The sequence below is a fragment of the Pseudomonas caspiana genome (assembly GCF_002158995.1).
Classification (GTDB): domain Bacteria; phylum Pseudomonadota; class Gammaproteobacteria; order Pseudomonadales; family Pseudomonadaceae; genus Aquipseudomonas; species Aquipseudomonas caspiana.
Window position 1 is genome coordinate 100,115 of sequence record NZ_LOHF01000007.1, and the last position, 20,153, is coordinate 120,267.

General features: G+C 57.0%; 19 protein-coding genes. 9 read left to right on the plus strand and 10 right to left on the minus strand.

The genetic code is table 11. From position 1 onward, the window contains the following. Window positions 1-111 precede the first annotated feature (111 nt). On the minus strand, window positions 112-1,398 hold the full coding sequence (gene amaA / locus AUC60_RS10780) for an L-pipecolate oxidase (protein ID WP_087266783.1): 1,287 nt from the start codon (window positions 1,396-1,398) through the stop codon (window positions 112-114). 380 nt (window positions 1,399-1,778) lie between these two features. On the opposite strand from amaA, the gene AUC60_RS10785 reads away from it, so the two are divergent. From AUC60_RS10785 to AUC60_RS28330, 3 genes are all read left to right on the plus strand, one after another. Continuing rightward, window positions 1,779-2,192, plus strand: a complete 414-nt coding sequence (locus AUC60_RS10785; RefSeq protein WP_087266560.1) for a DoxX family protein — start codon at window positions 1,779-1,781, stop codon at window positions 2,190-2,192. Window positions 2,193-2,240: 48 nt separating this feature from the next. After that, the gene (locus AUC60_RS10790) at window positions 2,241-3,260 is read left to right on the plus strand and encodes an alpha/beta hydrolase (RefSeq protein ID WP_087266563.1); all 1,020 of its coding nucleotides are present in this window, start codon (window positions 2,241-2,243) and stop codon (window positions 3,258-3,260) included. Window positions 3,261-3,485: 225 nt separating this feature from the next. Further along, window positions 3,486-3,683 carry a hypothetical protein gene (locus AUC60_RS28330; RefSeq protein ID WP_087266565.1) on the plus strand — a complete coding sequence of 66 codons (198 nt, stop codon included), beginning with the start codon at window positions 3,486-3,488 and terminating at the stop codon, window positions 3,681-3,683. Between the two features lie 295 nt (window positions 3,684-3,978). Here AUC60_RS28330 and AUC60_RS10800 read toward each other — a convergent pair whose 3' ends face one another. Beyond that, window positions 3,979-4,173 (minus strand): hypothetical protein, encoded by a 195-nt coding sequence (locus AUC60_RS10800; RefSeq protein ID WP_087266567.1) that lies wholly within the window; start codon window positions 4,171-4,173, stop codon window positions 3,979-3,981. Window positions 4,174-4,331: 158 nt separating this feature from the next. Here AUC60_RS10800 and AUC60_RS10805 point away from each other — a divergent pair, with 158 nt between their 5' ends. The 3 genes from AUC60_RS10805 to AUC60_RS10815 all read left to right on the plus strand — a co-directional run bounded on the left by AUC60_RS10805 (window position 4,332) and on the right by AUC60_RS10815 (window position 6,707). Continuing rightward, window positions 4,332-4,712, plus strand: a complete 381-nt coding sequence (locus AUC60_RS10805; RefSeq protein ID WP_087266569.1) for a low affinity iron permease family protein — start codon at window positions 4,332-4,334, stop codon at window positions 4,710-4,712. 116 nt (window positions 4,713-4,828) lie between these two features. Then, complete coding sequence (locus AUC60_RS10810; protein ID WP_087266570.1) at window positions 4,829-5,953, plus strand: DUF3182 family protein; 1,125 nt, start codon at window positions 4,829-4,831, stop codon at window positions 5,951-5,953. Next, on the plus strand, window positions 5,937-6,707 hold the full coding sequence (locus AUC60_RS10815; protein ID WP_087266572.1) for an alpha/beta hydrolase family protein: 771 nt from the start codon (window positions 5,937-5,939) through the stop codon (window positions 6,705-6,707). The genes AUC60_RS10810 and AUC60_RS10815 overlap by 17 nt, the downstream gene beginning before the upstream one ends. 97 nt (window positions 6,708-6,804) lie before the next feature. Here the strand turns inward: AUC60_RS10815 and AUC60_RS10820 are convergent, their stop codons facing one another. The 8 genes from AUC60_RS10820 to AUC60_RS10855 all read right to left on the minus strand — a co-directional run bounded on the left by AUC60_RS10820 (window position 6,805) and on the right by AUC60_RS10855 (window position 17,313). Continuing rightward, window positions 6,805-7,995: a zinc-dependent alcohol dehydrogenase gene (locus AUC60_RS10820; protein WP_087266574.1), complete on the minus strand. Its 1,191-nt coding sequence runs from the start codon at window positions 7,993-7,995 to the stop codon at window positions 6,805-6,807. 308 nt (window positions 7,996-8,303) lie between these two features. After that, window positions 8,304-9,857 carry a galactarate dehydratase gene (gene garD / locus AUC60_RS10825; protein WP_087266576.1) on the minus strand — a complete coding sequence of 518 codons (1,554 nt, stop codon included), beginning with the start codon at window positions 9,855-9,857 and terminating at the stop codon, window positions 8,304-8,306. 10 nt (window positions 9,858-9,867) lie between these two features. Continuing rightward, window positions 9,868-11,244 (minus strand): MFS transporter, encoded by a 1,377-nt coding sequence (locus AUC60_RS10830; RefSeq protein ID WP_087266578.1) that lies wholly within the window; start codon window positions 11,242-11,244, stop codon window positions 9,868-9,870. Window positions 11,245-11,470: 226 nt separating this feature from the next. Further along, window positions 11,471-12,382, minus strand: a complete 912-nt coding sequence (gene kdgD, locus AUC60_RS10835; RefSeq protein WP_087266581.1) for a 5-dehydro-4-deoxyglucarate dehydratase — start codon at window positions 12,380-12,382, stop codon at window positions 11,471-11,473. Window positions 12,383-12,830: 448 nt separating this feature from the next. Further along, window positions 12,831-13,580, minus strand: a complete 750-nt coding sequence (locus tag AUC60_RS10840) for a FadR/GntR family transcriptional regulator (RefSeq protein WP_087266583.1) — start codon at window positions 13,578-13,580, stop codon at window positions 12,831-12,833. 93 nt (window positions 13,581-13,673) lie between these two features. Continuing rightward, window positions 13,674-15,410 (minus strand): ABC transporter ATP-binding protein/permease, encoded by a 1,737-nt coding sequence (locus tag AUC60_RS10845; protein WP_087266586.1) that lies wholly within the window; start codon window positions 15,408-15,410, stop codon window positions 13,674-13,676. Window positions 15,411-15,496: 86 nt separating this feature from the next. Next, the gene (locus tag AUC60_RS10850) at window positions 15,497-16,057 is read right to left on the minus strand and encodes a response regulator transcription factor (protein ID WP_032624876.1); all 561 of its coding nucleotides are present in this window, start codon (window positions 16,055-16,057) and stop codon (window positions 15,497-15,499) included. Beyond that, window positions 16,054-17,313, minus strand: a complete 1,260-nt coding sequence (locus AUC60_RS10855) for an ATP-binding protein (RefSeq protein ID WP_087266588.1) — start codon at window positions 17,311-17,313, stop codon at window positions 16,054-16,056. Before AUC60_RS10855 ends, AUC60_RS10850 begins: the two co-directional genes overlap by 4 nt. Between AUC60_RS10855 and AUC60_RS27625 the strand changes: the two genes are divergently transcribed. The 3 genes from AUC60_RS27625 to AUC60_RS10865 all read left to right on the plus strand — a co-directional run bounded on the left by AUC60_RS27625 (window position 17,312) and on the right by AUC60_RS10865 (window position 20,100). Beyond that, window positions 17,312-17,533: a hypothetical protein gene (locus AUC60_RS27625; RefSeq protein WP_144443250.1), complete on the plus strand. Its 222-nt coding sequence runs from the start codon at window positions 17,312-17,314 to the stop codon at window positions 17,531-17,533. The two genes, AUC60_RS10855 and AUC60_RS27625, sit on opposite strands and share 2 nt — an antisense overlap. 30 nt (window positions 17,534-17,563) lie before the next feature. Next, window positions 17,564-18,280: an SIMPL domain-containing protein gene (locus AUC60_RS10860; protein WP_087266590.1), complete on the plus strand. Its 717-nt coding sequence runs from the start codon at window positions 17,564-17,566 to the stop codon at window positions 18,278-18,280. A gap of 218 nt (window positions 18,281-18,498) precedes the next feature. Then, window positions 18,499-20,100 carry an HET-C-related protein gene (locus tag AUC60_RS10865; protein WP_087266593.1) on the plus strand — a complete coding sequence of 534 codons (1,602 nt, stop codon included), beginning with the start codon at window positions 18,499-18,501 and terminating at the stop codon, window positions 20,098-20,100. The last annotated feature ends 53 nt before the right edge of the window (window positions 20,101-20,153 follow it).

Sequence of the window (20,153 nt, forward strand, 5' to 3'; positions counted from 1 at the left end):
GTATTGAAATGCTGACTCGCAGGAGCTGCCTAAGGCTCCGAGTTATGGGGTGTCAGGCACACTGCCTTCGCAGCCTTCGGCAGCTCCTACAAAATGTGCTCATGCCGGGCTTTAAAGAATCACCCGCAAACACTGCCCCGCATGATACAGGTTAAGGCCGGTTTCATACGCCAACGCCCGCACGCCTGCGCTTTTCAGCTCAAGTGCGGGCGCGAACGGAATGGGCAGCACGCTCGGGTCGTCCTTGACCAGAAAGTCCGCGAAGGCTTTGCCCATGACCGTGCCCGTCGTGTTGCCTCGACCGTTATAGCCATTGGCAGCGACCAGCCCCGGTGCAGGTTCGAACAGTTTGACCATGTGATCCGGAGTGAAGTCGATGCAGCCCGTCCAGTGCATCTCCCAGCGGACTTTGCCCAGTTGCGGGAAGTAATGGCTCTGAATGCGATCGGCCCAACTGCTGATAAACCAGTCGGGCTTGTTGTTCATTTTGCCCATGCTGCCCAGGATCAGCCGTCCTTCGTTGTCACGACGAATGCTGCTCAGCACCATGCGCGTATCCCATGAGCCCTGGCCGTGCTTGAGCACTTCGTCCGCAGCGCTGGAGGTCAGAGGCTCGGAAGCAACGTTGTAGTAGTAGCCCTTGAAGAAGTTCTGCTTGATGCCCGCCCACTCGCCCTCGGTGTAAGCGCCGGTGGAGACCACGACCTTGTCAGCCGATACCGAACCGCCCGCCGTGCTGACCCGCCAGCCGGAGCCTTCGCGAGTAACGGCTTGCACGGGCGAGTTCTGGAAGATCTGCCCGCCGAGCTTGAGCACGGTCTCTGCCAGGCCAACGGTATAGGCCATCGGATTAATCGTGCCCGCACGCCGGTCGAGCAACGCAGTGGGGATTTTATCGGTGCCACAGTATTCACGGCACTTGGCACCGGTCAGCAGTTCGACGTCGGCACCGCGGCGCTTCCATTGATCGTGGCGCGCCTCAATGTCTTTGGCACCATTGGCGTTGTGGGCCATGTGCAAAGTGCCGTCGTGACGTGCCTGGCAATCGATACCGTATTTTTTGATCAGGTCGAAGACCAGTGCGGGCGCAAGGCCCATGACCGTGTTGAATTTTTCGCCCACGCCGGGGCCCAGAATCGCGGCAGCGTCATCGGGAGCAATCCAGCTCCCCGCATTGACCAGACCGACGTTGCGTCCGGAGCCACCGGTACCGATGCGCGAAGCTTCCAGCAGTGCGACAGATTTGCCGCTTTCCAGCAGATGCAATGCCGCTGACAGGCCGGTGATACCGCCGCCGATCACGCAAACATCGACCTTGAGCGATTCGCTCAGGGCAACAGGTTGAATCTGACGAGTCGTGACTTGTTCCCACAGACACCTTTCACGCAACTGATCCATCTCGATCTGATCCCCACGCCAGAACTGCACACGAAAATAACCTGCTTCATTCTTGATCCGATGCAAGGGCAATACCAAACGACCTTTACTCCGGATATCAGTCGGTTTCGGCATGATCTCGAAGGTTTTGCAACCGTGGGAGCCGAGCTTGCTCGCGATGAGGCTGGATGCGGTTCACTTCAGATCGCATATAGCCGCATCGCGAGCAAGCTCGGCTCCCACAATGGAAATGAGCCGCCATGACTGTCCCTTTTTAGTTGACAGTAAAACCGTTTACAGCCCGTTTATCACATTCCGCTGCATCTCTAATATTCGCTCCATGGTGCTGACACAGACCCACAACACACAAATATGACTGATTCGACTTTGGAGCAATAACCATGAACACCAACACTCAAGCAGCTTTCACTTCCCTGGCCGGCCGCGCACTGCTCGCCTCTCTGTTTCTGTTCAGCGGCTTCGGCAAGCTGGCTGCACCGGCAGCAACCAAGGGCTACATCGCTGCCAGCGGCATGCCTTTCCCGGAACTGGCTTTCATCGCTGCGCTGATCGTTGAAATCGGCTTCGCCACTGCTCTGGTACTGGGCTACAAGGCGCGCCCGATTGCACTGTTGATGGCTGGCTTCACCGTGGTGACCGCCGTTGTCTTCCACAACAACTTCGCCGACCAGGGTCAACTGATCAACTTCCTGAAAAACATCGCCATCGCAGGCGGTCTGCTGCAAATCGCTGCCAACGGTGCAGGCGCTTTCAGCCTGGATGCCCGCAGCCGCAAAACACTCGCTGTCGCTTGATCATTCCCTCACTCACTACTGACCATTAAGAACTCAAGGATTAGCCTCATGAACATGCTCAAAAAAGCGACCGCACTGACTGTACTTGCCCTGTCGATCAACACTGCTTTCGCTGCAGAGACGCCGTACATCGAACACAACACTCAAGCCTTCCTTAACGCTCTGGCAGCGGGCGGCGGCAAGCCCCTTGAGCAGTTGAGCCCCAAAGATGCCCGCGCGGTACTCACTGGAGCGCAGCAGTCGGTAAAGGTTGATCTGTCCGGCGTGCAAGTCAGCGATCGCAGCATCAAAGTGGCAGGTGAGTCGATTGATCTGAAGATCGTTCGTCCGGCCAACGTCAAAGGTGATCTGCCCGTGTTCATGTTCTTCCACGGTGGTGGCTGGGTGCTGGGCGACTTCGCGACTCACGAACGTCTGATCCACGATCTGGTGGTCAACTCAGGTGCAGTAGCGGTGTACGTCAACTACACGCCGTCTCCTGAGGCGCACTACCCGACTGCGATCAACCAGGCTTACGCCGCAACCAAATGGGTAGCAGAGCACGGCAAGGAGATAGGCGTTGATGGCTCGCGTCTGGCAGTGGCCGGTAACAGCGTCGGCGGTAACATGGCAGCCGTGGTCAGCTTGATGGCCAAGGAACAGAACACCCCGAAACTGCGCTTCCAGCTGTTGCTGTGGCCAGTGACCGACTCGAACTTCGAAACCGGTTCGTACAACGAATTCGCCGAAGGTCACTTCCTCACTAAAGGGATGATGAAGTGGTTCTGGGACAACTACACCACCAGCGCTACCGAGCGAGCCCAGATTCACGCATCGCCGCTCAAAGCCACGGTTGAACAATTGCGCGGCCTGCCGCCAGCACTGGTACAAACAGCAGGCGCCGATGTACTGCGTGACGAAGGCGAAGCGTATGCCCGCAAACTGGATGCGGCCGGTGTTGCTGTCACCACCGTCCGTTACAACGGGATGATCCACGACTACGGTCTGCTCAACCCACTGAACCAGATTCCACAAGTACAGGCGGCAATGCGTCAGGCAGGTACAGAGTTGAAAGCCCATCTGAACTAACTGACCGTCAGCGCGATACTAAAACGCCGCTACTGCACACGCAGAGCGGCGTTTTTGCCGTTAGGAATAGAGGCCGTTTCGGCCAATGAATACGGGAAAGTTACGTTCATCGGATTGGTCATTTTTGTGTAGCCCGCCGGACATTTTCGGCGCAGGATTTTCCCGACGTTTTCAGCCGCCGTTAACCCGGCGTTTCGTTCACCTCATTGATGGAGATGCTTACCGATGCTAATCCAAATAGAAGAAGGGACTCACGGCGCCAATTGGGTCGTGAAGCTGGACAACTACCCGGTTAAATGTCGCAGCCTGGACGAGGCTCGCGAATTCGCTGACAAAATGACATCACGAATTAATGCCCCTCATACGTTGCCAGGAAGGTTTAGTTCTACAACAGTTAGTCAGCCAGCAGCGCATGCTCGTTAAAGATGATGCGTTGAACAGAAACTAAAAAGCCCGGCTAACTTGCCGGGCTTTCCGTTTCTACGACATCCTTTTCACATGATTTTCACGGGATCGCTTTTAACCTAGCGTCACTCCTGTTGAATCTCCTGACCCGCCTCGTAGCGGGTCTTTTTTTGCCTGCGATTTGGCACGGAACATCTGCTGCGGTCATTCCGGTATACATGGCGAACACTGGACTTGCAGGAGCTGCCGAAGGTTACGATGGCGGTGTGTCTGGATGAATGCCTTCGGCAGCGCCTACAAGAAATGTATTTGCCTATTGCGCGGTGCTCGCAGCCTCATTGCTGGCAACGGTCTTGCTGTTGACCAACGCCGCATCACCCACCAGCGCCAGCCGGTCTGATCGACTGCCATCCATCACTTCGCTGCTCCAATGCCCTGTCATCGCTGCCATCCAGGCAAACAAAAACAGCGCCACACCTTGCAGGGCCCATCTTGCGATCATCGGCATAGCACTTCTCCCTTTTCCAGAATTCGATGCGCTGATGTAAACAGCTAAGCATTGCAAAAGGGTTTCACCGGGATCGAAGATGAAACTATTTGTAAGAAGAAATTTCAGGAATTATGTGTGGTCTGTCATTAACGGATTCTACGAAAAGGCTATACCGCATGAAGTTTTCCCGGTTTGCACAAGGCCTGTCGAAATGGGCTGGCAGTGCACGAACGTTCATCGCCGCTATCGGCTTGATCTGCCTGTGGGCCATCACCGGCCCATGGTTTCATTACAACGACACCTGGCAGCTGATCATCAATACCTCCACCACCATCATCACCTTTCTGATGGTGTTTCTGATTCAAAACACCCAGAACCGCGACAACGATGTGCTGCACATCAAGATCGACGAACTGCTGCGCGTCACCAAGGATGCGCAGAATGCGTTGCTGAGTCTGGACAAGCTGGACCATAAGGAGCTGCGCGCCCTGCGTAAGGAATACAGCGCGATTGGTGCCAGCGAAACACTGGGGGCGCCAACCAGAAGCGACCCTTGATCCAGCGCCCCGGTGGTCAGTGGCAGGGAACTCTCGACCGGCTCACCCTTCATAAATCATGAAGTCGACGTATAAAAACCTCGTAGTGAGCCATTGGCCCAAACAGGGAGTCGTCCATGAGCGGATCCGGAACGAGCACTCAAAAGGCTGCCGTAGTTCTTCTGCCCACCCACAAAAAACTCGCCACACATGAAGTGGTTGTTCATCAAAAACTGGCGGAGAAAATCGCCACCTTACTGGGTTGCGAGTTTCTCGGTTTGTACGACAGCACGCTTCACAAGGGCATGAACCTTTACTTCATCCCGTCTGACACGTTGATTGGCAAACAAGAAAACAGCGCCTTGAACATCCAGTCCGCCGACGACCTGTTTGGCGGGTTGATTGCGCAGCCATTCATGGCCACCAAGGCCATTTCCCATCCGCTGCTGGATGACGCCACGGCGCAGCCTCCAGGCTGGTCACGGCAGATTCATGAAGAAGCCGCGGACTCTGTGCTCGCGGGCTTTACGGTATTCAATGAAGCCGACGCATTGCGCGCAGGTGAGTTGGTTCTGGCCAACGGTGCGGCGCGCATCAAACCCGTGCTGGCAACAGCGGGACGCGGGCAAATCGTCGTTTCCGATAAAGCCCAACTGCAAGCAGCGATCGCCGAGCAAGACATGCAAGAGGTCGCGACGTGGGGACTGGTGATTGAAGAAGACCTCACTGACGTCGTCACGCTGAGTGTCGGGTTGGTTCAGGTGGCCGGGATCACCGCCAGTTACCACGGCACCCAATGCCTGACGGAGGACAACATCGGTGAAACGGTCTATGGCGGCTCAACGCTGTGGATAGTGCGTGGCGGTTATGACGCGCTGTTAGCGCTTGAGCTGGATGAGCCGGTCAGGCGCGCCGTGACTCAGGCCATGCATTACGAAAACGCCGCCCTCAAGCACTTTCCGGACTTCATCGCCTCACGGCGCAACTACGACATTGCACAGGGCACCAACGCCAAAGGCGAGCGCTGTTCGGGGGTACTTGAACAGTCGTGGCGTATCGGCGGCGCCAGCCCGGCCGAGGTCGAAGCATTGCTGGCCTTTGCTGCCGATCCGGCCCTGCAGCGTATCCGCGTGTCCACTCACGAAATCTACGGCGAAACCACACTCCCGACCGACGCTAGCGTCCTTTATGAAGGCGACGACCCGGAGGTGGGTTTCATCAGCAAATTTACAAAGGTCAATCCTTATGAGTGTGAGCAGTGAAAGCATTGAGATTGCAGTCGATGGCCAATCCATTTCAGGGACCATCCTGACCCCTGGCGCGAAAATCCCCGGCATTCTGTTCGTCCATGGCTGGGGCGGTAGCCAACAACGGGACCTGGCACGCGCCAAGAACATTACCGGTTTGGGTTGTGTGTGTCTGACGTTCGACTTGCGCGGGCATGAACGTACTCATGAAATGCGTAGCAAGGTCTCCCGGGAGCAAAGCCTGGCGGATTTACTCGCTGCCTACGATCGACTGGTCAGCCATCCGGCCGTAGACCGCGACGCCATTGCCGTGATCGGCAGCAGTTATGGTGGTTATCTGGCGACCATTCTCAGTTCTATGCGCCCGGTCAAATGGCTGGCATTGCGAGTACCGGCACTGTACTGGGATGCCGATTGGGACATGCCCAAGCAAGAGCTGGATCGCGACAAGCTCGCGCACTATCGCCGCTCAGCCGTAACCGCTGCAGACAATCGTGCGCTGGCAGCATGCAAGGAATTCCACGGAGACGTGCTGCTGATCGAATCAGAGCAGGATGATTACGTACCCCATGCCACGTTGATGAGTTATCGCGGGGCGTTCGAGCTGGCTCACTCGCTGACGTATCGTCTGGTGGACGGCGCCGACCACGCATTGAGCAGCGACCTGAGTCAGAGTATTTACAGCTCAATGCTGAGCAACTGGATCAGCGAAATGGTCATCGGCGCTCGCCTGGTCGATTTCCCACACCATTCGGCGAAGTACTCCTGACAGATCTGCGAACCTATGTAGGCGCTGCCAAAGGCTGCGATAGCGATTATTCACACACACCGCTTTCGCAACCTTCGACAGTTCCTACAGTTGGTTTTTAGATCGATGTAGCGCTACCCATCCCCGGCACCAGAATGACCTTGCGGCAATCCTCCTGTTTCTTGTCGAAGAGTTTGTAACCCTCGGCAGCATCTTCCAGCGACAGGCGATGGGTAATGATCGCCTCAGGCGCCAGCGCCCCGCTTTCGATGTGTTCGAGCAACTCAGGCAGATAACGCTGCACATGGGTCTGGCCCATTTTGAAGGTCAGGCCTTTGTCGAACGCATCGCCGAACAGGAAGCCATGGATGAAACCGGCGTAGACACCCGGCACACTTACCACACCGCCGCGTCGTACAGCGGCGATGCATTGGCGTAGAGCCTTGCCGCTGCTGCCTTCAAGCTTCAGGGTCGCGAGAATGGTTTCAGTCGTGCTGCCCTTGGCTTCGAACCCGACCGCATCGATCACGCCGTCCACGCCGCGCATGCCACGGGTCTGCTTGATGATGGTGTCAGCTGGATCATCGTCTTCATCGAAGTTGATCGGGATCACGCCGTAGGTGCTTTGCGCGTAGGCCAGACGATACGCGTGGTGGTCGACCATGAAGATTTTCTCGACGCCCAGCATTCTTGCGCAGGCAGCGCTGAGCAACCCCACTGGCCCGGCACCGTAGATCGCCAGACTCGAACCCTGACCTACGCCACTGTTGAGCACCGCTTGCCACGCGGTCGGCAGGATGTCGGAAAGGAACAGCACTTTGTCGTCGGACAGTGTGCCCGGCACTTTGAACGGGCCAGTGTTACCTTTGGGCACGCGCACGTACTCAGCCTGACCACCCGGGATGCCGCCGTACAAATGGCTGAAACCAAACAGCGCAGCTCCAGGCGGAATGGACTTCTTGTTCAGAATCGCGCCACGTCCGGTGTTTGTGGTTTCGCATGCAGCGAACTGGTCCAGCTGGCAGAAGAAGCAACTGCCGCAGGCGATAACGAAAGGGATAACAACCCGGTCGCCAGGCTTGACCGTAGTGACCTGTGAACCCACCTCTTCAACAATGCCCATGAACTCATGGCCAAAGATATCGCCCGACTCCGTGGCTGGAATCTTGCCGCGATACAGATGCAGGTCAGAGCCGCAAATCGCTGTGGCGGTAACCTTCAGAAGGATGTCATCGACTTCTTGAATAACCGGATCAGGAACGGTATCGACCCGAACGTCATTAGCCCCGTGATAAGTCAGTGCGCGCATTTTTTCTCTCCTTGCAGGCGATAAAGCCAGGCGGGCAAAAGCGCCCGGAACTAACAAGGGAGAGCATGAAGAAAGCGTAAGTTCAGAGGACTTGAAAGCAAAGAAGACCAGTGGTGAATCCAGGCACCGTTGGGCCGATGGCCTGAACCAAGAGGGAAGGTTTTATCTAATGCGCAGACTGAGTTGAAAGTCCCTGTAGGAGCGCACGAGCACCGCGAGGCCGCGATCGCGGTGTATCAGGCAGACCGCCATCGCTGCCTCGCGTTGCTCGTGAGCTCCCACAGGTCGTGCAGCTCAAAGCGCTGATATCAGGTAATCGGCGCCGGGTTGAACAAGGTAATGTCGTTGTGCAAACGATAGTGCTCGGTCCAGGTTTTTTTCTTGCCACTGGCCACGTCCAGATAGAAGTGGAACAGCTCCCAGCCCAAGTCCTCGATCGTTGCACGCCCCGTGGCAATACGACCGGCATCAATGTCGATGAGATCAGGCCAACGCGTCGCCAGCTCGGTACGGGTCGATACCTTGACCACCGGGGACATCGCCAGGCCATACGGCGTGCCGCGTCCGGTGGTGAACACATGCAGGTTCATCCCGGCGGCCAGTTGCAAGGTGCCACAGACAAAATCGCTTGCCGGTGTTGCACAGAAAATCAGACCTTTGCGCTTGAAGCGCTCGCCAGGGCCAAGCACGCCGTTGATGGCGCTGTTGCCGGACTTGACGATCGATCCCAGGGATTTCTCGACAATGTTCGACAGCCCGCCCTTCTTGTTACCCGGTGTGGTGTTGGCGCTACGATCAGCCTCGCCTTTTGCCAGATAACGGTCGTACCAGTCCATTTCCCGAACCAGTTCCTCGGCCACTTCCTGAGTCTCGGCGCGAGAAGTGAGCAAGTAGATAGCGTCGCGCACTTCAGTCACTTCCGAGAACATCACGGTGGCGCCTGCGCGCAGCAGCAAGTCCGAAGCGTAACCCAATGCCGGGTTGGCGGTGATGCCCGAAAACGCATCGCTGCCGCCGCACTGCATGCCCAGAATCAACTCCGAGGCCGGCACGGTTTCACGACGGCGCAGATCAAGCTTCTTCAAGCGCACTTCAGCCAACTCCATGATCTGCTCGATCATTTCGTTGAAGCCGTGACTGGAGTCCTGCAAGCGATACATCCACTGATCGCTGAGATCAACCGAAAGGTCGTCTTCGTGCATGACCTGTCCGGCCTGCAGCTTTTCGCAGCCCAGACCGATCACCAATGCTTCGCCACCCAGATTCGGGTTGCGCGCCAGGTTACGCACCGTGCGGATCGGGATGTAAGCGTCGGTCGCGGTAATAGCCACACCACAACCGTAAGTATGAGTAAGTGCCACCACGTCATCGACGTGGGGGTACTTGGGCAACAGCTCTTCACGGATGCGCTTGACCGCATGGTCAAGCACCCCGGTCACACATTGCACTGTGGTGGTGATGCCCAGAATGTTACGCGTGCCAACGGTACCGTCGGCGTTGCGATAACCTTCAAAGGTAAAACCTTCCAGCGGTTCGCCTCTTTGTGGCACCGCGTCTGACATCGGCAGGCTATCCAGCGCCGGTGCCGATGGCATACGCAGCTGATCTTCCCTGACCCAACTACCCCGTGGAATCGGCTGAAGGGCATAACCGATGGTGTGCCCGTAACGGATGATCGGCTCGCCTTCAGCGATATCGACGGTGTTGACCTTGTGGCTCTGTGGAACGTTATCGACGGTCACCAGACCATTATCGAATTCGGTACCGGCAGGCACACCCTGGTCGTTGACTACTACCACCACGTTATCCAGCTCATGGAGCCGGATGTAGCGTGGGGAGTCGGCATGTTGAATCAGGTTCATCACGGTTTCCTCAGGATTTAGCTTGAGAAAGGTCGCTGGCTTCGCCAGTCAGTGGCCCCTTGGTTGGAGGCTCTTTCAGTTCAACGCGTTTGATCTCGCCAACGATGAAGATATAGCTGAACACCGCAACCACTGCGTTGGCACCTACAAACACCAGCGCCCATTTGAACGAGCCAGTGGAGCTGATGATGTAACCAATCACGATAGGCGTGGTGATTGAAGCAATGTTACCGAAGGTGTTGAACAGGCCACCGCTCAAACCGGCGATCTGCTTCGGCGAAGCGTCGGACATAACAGCCCAGCCCAGTGCGCCGACACCTTTACCGAAGAATGCCAGGGCCATGAAGCCAACGACCATCCATTCAATATCAACGTAGTTACAGGCGACGATGGTGGTCGAAAGCAGCAAACCACCAATGATCGGCGCTTTACGGGCGAAGGTCAGCGAGTGGCCTTTGCGCAGCAGGTAGTCGGAAATCACACCACCCAGTACACCCCCGATAAAACCGCAGATCGCCGGCAGGGAGGCAATGATGCCCGCCTTGAGGATAGTCATGCCACGTTCTTGAACCAGGTACACCGGGAACCAGGTCAGGAAGAAGTAGGTGATGCCGTTGATGCAGTACTGGCTCAGATAGATACCAAGCATCATGCGGTTGGTCAGCAGTTGGCGGATGTAGTCCCATTTCGGACCGCCGCTTTTGCCTTTACCTTTGCCCTGGTCCTGATCCATGTCGACCATGCCGCCGTTGTTGGCGATGTGATCAAACTCTTCCTTGTTGATGCGCGGGTGCTGGCGTGGGCTGTAGATGACTTTCATCCAGATCGCCGAGAACACGATACCGATGGCACCCATCACGACGAACACGTGCTGCCAGCCGAACTTGTAGACGATCCAGCCCATCAGCGGAGCGAACAGTACAGTGGCGAAGTATTGCGCGGAGTTGAAGATCGCAGAGGCAGTACCGCGCTCAGCAGTCGGGAACCAGGCTGCCACGATACGCGCGTTGCCCGGGAAGGAAGGCGCTTCGGCCAGACCGACCATGAAACGCAGCATGAACAGCACAACGACGGCAGAGCCGACGCCGAATTCACCTACATAGCCTTGCAGCAAGGTGAACAGCGACCAGGTGAAGATGCTTAATGCGTAGATTTTCTTGGAACCGAAACGGTCGAGCAGCCAGCCACCCGGAATCTGACCGGCCACGTAGGCCCAGCCGAAAGCAGAGAAGATGTACCCGAGAGTGACAGCGTCGATACCAAGGTCTTTTTGCAGGCTGGAGCCCGCGATAGCGATGGTGGCGCGGTCGGCGTAGTTGATCGTGGTCACCAGAAAAAGCATGAGCAGGATCAAATAGCGGACGTGAGTCGGCTTGGACTGTTGCATGTGTGTGAACTCCCACTAATTATTTTTTTTACGCGGGTAAATCTATTTTTTTGGTGTTGCTTGCGCCTGCCGGCCCCTTGGTAATAGTCGTGGTTAACGACGCTTCCCACCCACAGTTAATGCGCTTCCCTACGAGCTGTACGGCATCACTCAGCCCTTGTGTCGCTGGCAAACATCCTATGGCACAAAGCCGCTGATCACTCAGCGGCTTTGGGTCAGGCTTTTGTTACTGCTTACCTTGCTTGTCCATCAGCGCGGCGAGCATTTCGTACTCTTCGGCAGTCAGGTCGGTCAGTGGTGTACGCACTGGACCCGCGTCGTAACCGGCGATTTTCGCGCCCGCCTTGACGATGCTGACGGCATAACCGGATTTACGGTTACGGATGTCCAGGTATGGCAGGAAGAAGTCGTCGATGTATTTACCAACGGCAACGTGATCGTCCTTGGCGATAGCGTGGTAGAAGTCCATCGCCAGCTTGGGTACGAAGTTGAAAACTGCCGAGGAGTAAACCGGAACGCCCAGCGCTTTATAGGCAGCAGCGTAGACTTCAGCGGTTGGCAAACCACCCAGGTACGAGAAGCGGTCGCCCAGACGGCGGCGGATCGAAACCATCAGTTCAATGTCGCCCAGACCGTCTTTGTAGCCGATCAGGTTAGGGCAGCGCTCAGCCAGTTGCTCCAGCAGCGGAGCGGTCAGGCGGCAAACGTTACGGTTGTAAACAACCACGCCGATTTTCACGGACTTACAGACGGCTTCAACGTGGGCAGCAACGCCGTCCTGGCTGGCTTCAGTCAGGTAGTGCGGCAGCAGCAACAGGCCTTTGGCGCCCAGACGCTCTGCTTCTTGAGCATATTCGATGGCTTGACGGGTCGAACCGCCAACGCCAGCCAGGATCGGCACGCTGGTAGCGCAGGTATCGACCGCGGTTTTGATGACTTCGGAGTATTCGCTGGCTGCCAGGGAGAAGAACTCACCTGTACCGCCGGCAGCGAACAGAGCGCTTGCGCCGTACGGGGCCAGCCACTCGAGACGTTTAACGTAGCCAGCGCGATTGAAGTCGCCCTGTGCATTGAAATCGGTTACCGGAAAGGACAGCAGACCGTGGGAGAGGATGGACTTCAGTTCTTGTGGATTCATTATTCGAACACCCTGGGAGCATTTATTGTGAATGGATCACCGGTCGTCTGCCGATGTCGTAAGTCATCGTACAACTGATAATAAAATCACTCAACAGGGATTTTTGGTTTTTTCGGTGAGCGGTAGCCGATAGTAGCGCAGCCCCCGCAGGAACGGGGGTTGACGGGGAATTGAATAGACTAAGGTCGTATGATCACTGGAACGAGCGCCCTCAGATGTAGCTGTCGGCGCGGTGTCTCTCTGGACGCGGTCCTATGGGACTACTCAGGTTCTGTGGGAGCTGGGCTTGCCCGCGATAAGGCTAGCGCTGTAAGCAGGTATACCGCGTTATCGTTTATCGCGAGCAAGCTCGGCTCCCACAGGGCCGGACCACCCTGAGATTCCTTCACCCGGCCAGCATGCCTGCCAGGATGAATGCCATTCTGTGTGCGAGGCCTATCCCATCCGATCAAGCCCGCTGCGACTCGGCCTCTTCGTGCGCATGACGCAATCGCTCGCGGCTGTTGGTCAGGTGCAGACGCATGGCGGCGCGGGCGGCATCGGAGTCCTGGCGGGCGATGGCGTCGTAGATTTCTTCGTGCTCACGGCTCAGACGGGTCATGTAGTGCTGCTGATCGTCATGGGCCAGGCGCGCCGAGTTCAACCGGGTACGCGGAATGATGCTCGTGCCCAGGTGCGTCATGATGTCGGTGAAATAGCGGTTGCCCGTGGACAACGCAATCTGCAGGTGGAACTGGAAATCCGAACCGACCGCATCGGTTGCGTGAGAGGCACTTTCGTTGAGTGCGTCCAGCGCCTGACGCATGGCCAGCAATTGCTCATCGGTACGGCGTTGCGCCGCCAGCCCGGCCGACTCGACTTCCAGGCTGATACGCAACTCAAGGATCGCCAGCACATCGCGCAAGGTGACGATGGTCGCCGGGTCGATACGGAAACCGCTAGGGCTGGGTGTATCCAGCACGAAGGTGCCAATACCGTGACGGGTTTCTACCAGACCGGAGGCCTGAAGCCGTGAGATGGCTTCGCGCACAACCGTGCGGCTGACGCCCTGCTCTTCCATGATGGCTGATTCGGTAGGCAACTTGTCGCCACGCTTGAGCAGCCCGCTGCGAATACGCTCGGACAGTTCAGTAACCAGCTCTTGCGCAAGGCTGCGGTGCTTGCGGCGGGCGCGAGGCAGTGCGCTTTGATTTTCCATATCCAACGTCAATCTCGAGCAATGAAAGAAGTGATGATAGCTCACCGGGTTATACGATCACATTCGTAAAATCGACTGAATTGTACGAGCCGATCATACGACAGCCTGAGAATGCGGCTGTTCGCGCAAATCTCCGGCCTCAATCCGCAGTAGCCGTCTGTGAAACCGCTTTAGACTGCTGCGGTGGCCAATGCTGACTAAAGTTACATCCGGTAACTCATCAATCAGCGCCTGATACAGCAAAGCCTCGTCTTCTTCATCCATAGCAGACGTCGCTTCATCCATATACAGCCAGCGTGGCTGGAACAGCAGCGCTCGGGCAAATGCCACACGTTGCTGCTCACCCGGAGATAGCATCCGCTGCCAGTGGTTGCTCTCATCAAGGCGCGGTATCAGATGCTCCAGCCGACAGGTTTCCAGCACTTCGGCGAAGCGCTCGGCCGGGTAGGCTTCTACGGCCTGTGGATAACTCATGGCCTCACGCAACGTGCCGATGGGCAGATAAGGCCGCTGCGGCAGGAACAAATAGCGCTCGTCCGGCAACTGAATACGGCCTTTGCCGTCCTGCCACAAACCACCCAAAGCCCGCAGCAAGGTACTTTTGCCACTGCCGGAACGACCTCCGACCATGACCCGCTCGCCCGCTGCGATCTTCAGGCTGGTGTTGTTCAACAACTGGCGGCTGGTGCCGAGTTGCAACGCCAGCCCGGCAAGGCTCAGCGCGTTGCCGGCATGGCTGATTTCGATAGCTGAAACATGGGCTTCGTTCTGATCCAGCGCCTGACGAAAGCTCAGCAGACGATCACAGGTCGCTCGCCAAGACGCCAACGTAGCGTATGCGTCGATGAACCAACTGAAGTTTTCCTGCACGCTGCCAAAGGCGGAGTTGATCTGCATGAGCTCGCCTAGCTCGATCTTCCCCGCGAAGTAGCGCGGCGCAGCCACCACAAAGGCGAAGATGATCGCAATCTGCGAGTAACCGGCGGTAAAAAACGTCAGGCGCTTTTGCACCCGCATCATTGACCAGAAGTTGCTCCAGACCATGCCGAATCGCGCACTCAGACGCTCATTCTCATTAGGTTCGCCGTCGGACAGCGCAATGCTTTCGGCGTTTTCCCGCACGCGAACCAACGAGAAACGCAGGTCAGCCTCATAACGTTCCTGCTGGTTGCTCAATGGGATCAATCGACGCCCGATCAAATGAGTCAACCAACTGCCCGCCACCGCATAGAGCAATGCAGCCCAGAACATATAGCCGGGGATCTCGATGCCGAACAGCTCAATGCTGCCGGAAACGCCCCACAGAATGATCGAAAAGGACACCAGACTGACGATGGTCTTCATCAACCCTAGGCCCAACGACAGCGTGTCGCTGGTGAATTTGTTGAGGTCTTCGGACAAGCGCTGGTCAGGGTTATCGGTATAACCGCCCTGCTCCAGCTGGTAATAGTTTTTGTGGCTGAGCCACTTGGCAAAATGCTGCTCGGTAAGCCAGCGCCGCCAGCGAATCGTAAGCATCTGGGTCAGATACAGCCGGTAGACAGCACCCAGGATCCCGACCGTGGCGATACCGCAGAAGTACAGAATCGACTGTGTGAACGCCGCAAGATCCTTCTTTTCCAGCGCGTTGTAGAAGTCTCGATACCAACTGTTAAGCACCACTGAAATGGCGACGCTAAACAACGACAGCAGTGTCACGGCGATCAGAAGCACCCATGCCAGGCGCTTTTCCTCGCTGCGCCAGTAGGGAGTGATGAGTGTCCAGACACGGGAAAAGAACTTTTCCCGCACGCTGTCATTAACAGTGGAATACTCGGCGTTGCGATTCATGGTGACGACTCGACTTCTAGTGAAGTTCAGCGTCCGGGCGTTAAACCCGGACGCACGACACGATCATCCATGACAGGAAAAACGGCTTAGCGGCGTACTGGACGCTTCTGCAACTTGCGCTGCAAGGTGCGGCGGTGCATGCCCAACGCCCTGGCGGTCGCGGAAATATTGCCTTCGTGCTCAGTCAGCACCCGCTGAATATGTTCCCACTGCAAACGGTCAACCGACATCGGGTTGTCCGGCACCAGGGTGTCCAGGTCCGAATGCTGGGACAACAGCGCAGCCAGCACATCGTCAGCATCGGCGGGTTTGCACAGGTAATTACACGCGCCACGCTTGATAGCTTCAACGGCCGTGGCAATGCTGGAATAACCGGTAAGGATCACGACGCGCATGTCCGGGTCCAGCTCCAGCAGCTTGGGCAGCAGCACCAGACCGGAATCGCCGTCCATTTTCAGGTCCAGCGCCGCGAACTCAGGGATGTCCGATTGAGCCAGGATCAATCCTTCTTCGGCAGAACCGGCGGTGCTGACACGAAAGCCGCGACGGGACATCGCCCGGGCCATCACGCGAGTGAAAGTGGCGTCATCATCAACCAGCAACAAATGCGGCAGTTCTTCGCCTTCAACCTGGATTTCGTCACTCATGCATCATCTCCTCGGGCGTCACGTGGCAGGCGCAGCTCGGTGAGCGTGCCGCCGTCCTCATGACTGTAGAGTTTTACCGAGCCGCCCGCGCGGGTCACGCTGGCCTTGCTCAAGAAAAGGCCGAGGCCGAAGCCTTTGCCTTTGGTCGTAAAGAAAGGTTTACCGATTTGTTCGGCAATTGCCAGTGGCACGCCGGGGCCGTGGTCGCGGATGCTGATACAGATTTCTGTACTGTCCCAGTTCAGATTCACTTCCAGCCCCTCTGGGCAGGCATCGGCGGCATTATTAAGCAGGTTAAGCAGCGCTTGAGTCAGATCAGGCGGCGGCGCAAGCATGGGCGCTGCGTCCTTGCCGAGCAACTGAAACCGGTAGCTGGCCTCGGGACGCATCAAATGCCAGCGGTCCAGGGCTTCATTGAGCCAATGGCTGACGGTCTGCATTTCCACTGCCAGACGGCGATTGGCCTCTGCAGCGCGCACCAACTGTTGCAGTGTCTGCTTGCACTGTTTGACCTGTTCCTGCAGCACTTCCAGATCGTCCTGCAAGGCCGGGTCCTTGTGGTCCTGACGCATTTCCTTGAGCAGCACGCTCATGGTCGCCAGAGGCGTGCCCAACTCGTGGGCCGCTCCGGCGGCTTGAGTGGCAACCGCCAGTAATTGCTGATCGCGCAAGCCTTCCTCACGCCGCTCGGCCCGTAGTTGTTCCTGACGCCGCAACTCCTCGGCCATCTTCGCCGCAAAGAACGTGATAACCGCGGCAGCCAGGGCAAAGCTCAGCCACATACCGTAGATCTGCATGTTTTCACGGGAGATCGGGTAAGTGTCGAGCGGAAAGGAGTGCCCCAGCAACAAGCTGTACAGCGCCAGAGCGATCCCCGAAAGAATCAACGAATAACGCCATGGCAACGTGACGGCGGCGATCGTCAATGGCACCAGATAATAAGAAACAAAGGGGTTGGTCGAACCGCCTGAGTAATAAAGCAGCGCGCTGTGGATAAACAGATCGAACGCCAGCTGCACCGCGTATTCCTGCTCCGTTACCGGCAGCGAGGTGCGCAGACGCACCGCCGTCACTGCGCACCAGATCATTGAGAATCCGAGGGTGATCGCCAGCTGCATCCAGGGCAACGGTAATAAATGGAACAGGTACGCAATACCCACTGAACCGGCCTGGGCAGCCAGTACCAGCGTACGGATAAAGGTCAGACGCCAGAGATTCTGACGCGTAGCGGACAGCAATTGGACGGGGGCGAGCATGAGCTCTCCTGATGAGTGCTCCAGGCGAATCGGTGCGAGTATAACCAAGCAACAACAAAAACTGCGCAAACTGCGGCAAACCACCACAGGTTTCATGAATAATTTATCTTTCGCCTCGGCGATCAACTGGCCCGGCAGCCATGAAGCGCCGGAACCCCACTCCCGACTCACAGTCTTACAGCTTTGCGCCCTGCCGACCTTCGTCGCGGGCCTGCTTTAAAACAGCACGCTTCATAACAAGGAGTTTCGAATGTTCAGCCTTCGCCCTACTGCCGCCCTGCTCGCCCTCGGCGCCGCTGCCCTGACCAGCGTTCCTGCCATGGCAGACAGCGTTAACTACAACCAGGTTTCTGTACATGCCGAGGTCAATCAGGAAGTCACCCGAGACCTGATGAACGTGACGCTGTACAGCGAAGCGCAAAATACCGATCCGGCAAAGCTGGCAGCTGAAATCACCGAAACCCTCAACAAGGCTCTGGGCCAGGCACGCCAGGTCAAAGGCGTCACCATCCGCCAGGGCAATCGCAACAGCTACCCGATTTATGATGACAAAGGCCAGAAAATCACCGGCTGGCGTGAACGCGCAGAACTGCGCCTGGAAAGCGCCGATTTTGCTGCGTTGTCCAAGTTGACTGGTGAACTGCTTGGCGACATGAAAATGGGCGGCATGGACTTCTCGATCTCCAAACCGACTCGCAAGGCCAGCGAAGACACCTTGCTCAAAGAAGCCGTCACCGCATTCCGCGCCCGTGCCCAACTGGTCACTGAAGCGTTGGGCGGTACCGGCTACAAAGTGGTCAACCTGAACTTCAACACCACCGGTTATCCACAGCCGTACCTGCGCGCGCCGGTCATGATGATGAAAGCCGCTCGTGAAGACGCAGCAGCGCCTACGCCGGAAATCGAAGCAGGCACCAGCGATGTCACGGTAACTGCCGATGGCGTCATCGAAGTCGCTATCCCGTAGTCCTAAAGGCGGCAGTCATGTGGCTGCCGCCTTTTCCCTACATTCCCGGTTACATCTCGCTCTTCCCGCGCCTCATCGCCCTACAGCAGCCAGTGGCACCGCCTGATTCCCCGCATTTCTCTCATCCGTAGAATCGACCCTGCACCATCATTATTTTTACGCACATGGCGGACCGCCAACTTCGGTCACGCTGCAGTGCCTTAATTCAGGGTTCACGGATGACACCTTCTACCAGCATCAACACACACCGTTCTACTGTCCCGGCACATCTGCTCCAGGAGGTAGACATCGATTTCGACACGTTCGACCCGGCCTCGCCTCCTTCCGCGAGGTTCGAAGCCGGTCGCGGCAGCGAGCGCAAAGACACCCACGGTTCCATCGAAGCCGTTCTCAGAGAAGCAGGCTTTATTGAGCGAGAAGTTCACGCTATTTATTTTGGCAACTGGCTGCGAGACTATTCCCAGTTGCTCGACCCCAAGATCGTGCGCGCCTCCAACATGCCGAAGAGTTTCCCGGACCTGTTGTCCCGGCACGCCCTGACGCAAATCGTCGACGTCCTGGCGGTACGGGAATTTACCGACCTGATGGCTCATTATCGGGAGCGGTTCAGGGTCACCCCTGAGAGACTCGGCGTATACCGTCCCAGCGAGCACATCGATAACCCTAAAACCGTCAACCCAGGATCGTTTGACCCCACCGACCGAGACGCGGATTTCGAGCCATGGGTACTGGCTGACGACGTTGTCGTCGGTGTTGATCCCGAGTCCTCGATGAAACGCTATCTCCAGCGTAGCGCCAATTTCATGGAGTCCGAGCTGGGCACCGCTGTCCTCGCAGGCCGCGCCTCAACTGACGGTTTGCGCGCGCTCGGTTCGGCGCTGCATGTTCTGGAAGATTTTTTCGCGCACTCCAATTTTGTCGAACTGAGCTTGATAAAAATGGGCCACAAGGATGTGTTGCCCTGGACTTCGCGCACGGATTGCAAGCATGGCCTGCCATTGGTTACCGGCAGCTTCGGGTCAACCGATGCCATTGCCAGCCTTGCAGCTCCGCTAGGCAAGATTCTGTTCTCTACCAAGGAGACGAATTTCGCGCCTATCAAGCCAGGGGTTCGCACTGAACGGGATGAGATCATTCTGATCCTGCTCAGAGAGCATCCTGACAAGGACTATCTGAAGGCTTACGACGTTTTTCTGAACGCTCGCGATAGCTGGGCTGACTTGCCGTACTCAGAATACGTACAAGCCGTAAATCACTACCTGGCGTGGCCTGGGCGGGCGGCAGGCAATGCCTTTGCCAGCGTCATGCAAGGTCTTTTTACAATACTGGGTAACAGCATCGGCAACGCGCAAACCCGCTTCGACGATGACCCCAACACCAGTGGATCGACTGACCCTTCGCACTCGCAACTGGCCAAGGATCACGCAGAGCATCCTTTGCATGGGCTGGCGGCAAGGCTGGCCCGGGAAGCAGTCCTGAACATTGGCAGGCAAATACTGGAGCAGTGGCGCTCGCCCGCTGCAAACATAGACGTGGCAAAGCTCGCCACCGATTACTTCAAGCACCCGATGGACAGCAGCTGGCAAGACGACACCGTGAAAAAATGGGCCCAGGGCAACCCGCAATCCGTCCAGATGGCCGCCAGCAAAACAACCCTCGACAACGTGGCGCTCGAACAGGCCAAACGCTCAATCGACCAGCTTGAAAATTTCCACAAAGAAGGCGGAAGTTTTCTGGAAAATTTCCTGACCGAAAAAAACCCATTACTGCAGCTCTGGAAACAGACCCCGATCGGTTCATTCCTGGGCGGCAAACGTTAACGATCTGACAACGTTGCCTTGACCCATCCCTCGAGAGTTGCCGAAGGCTTAAG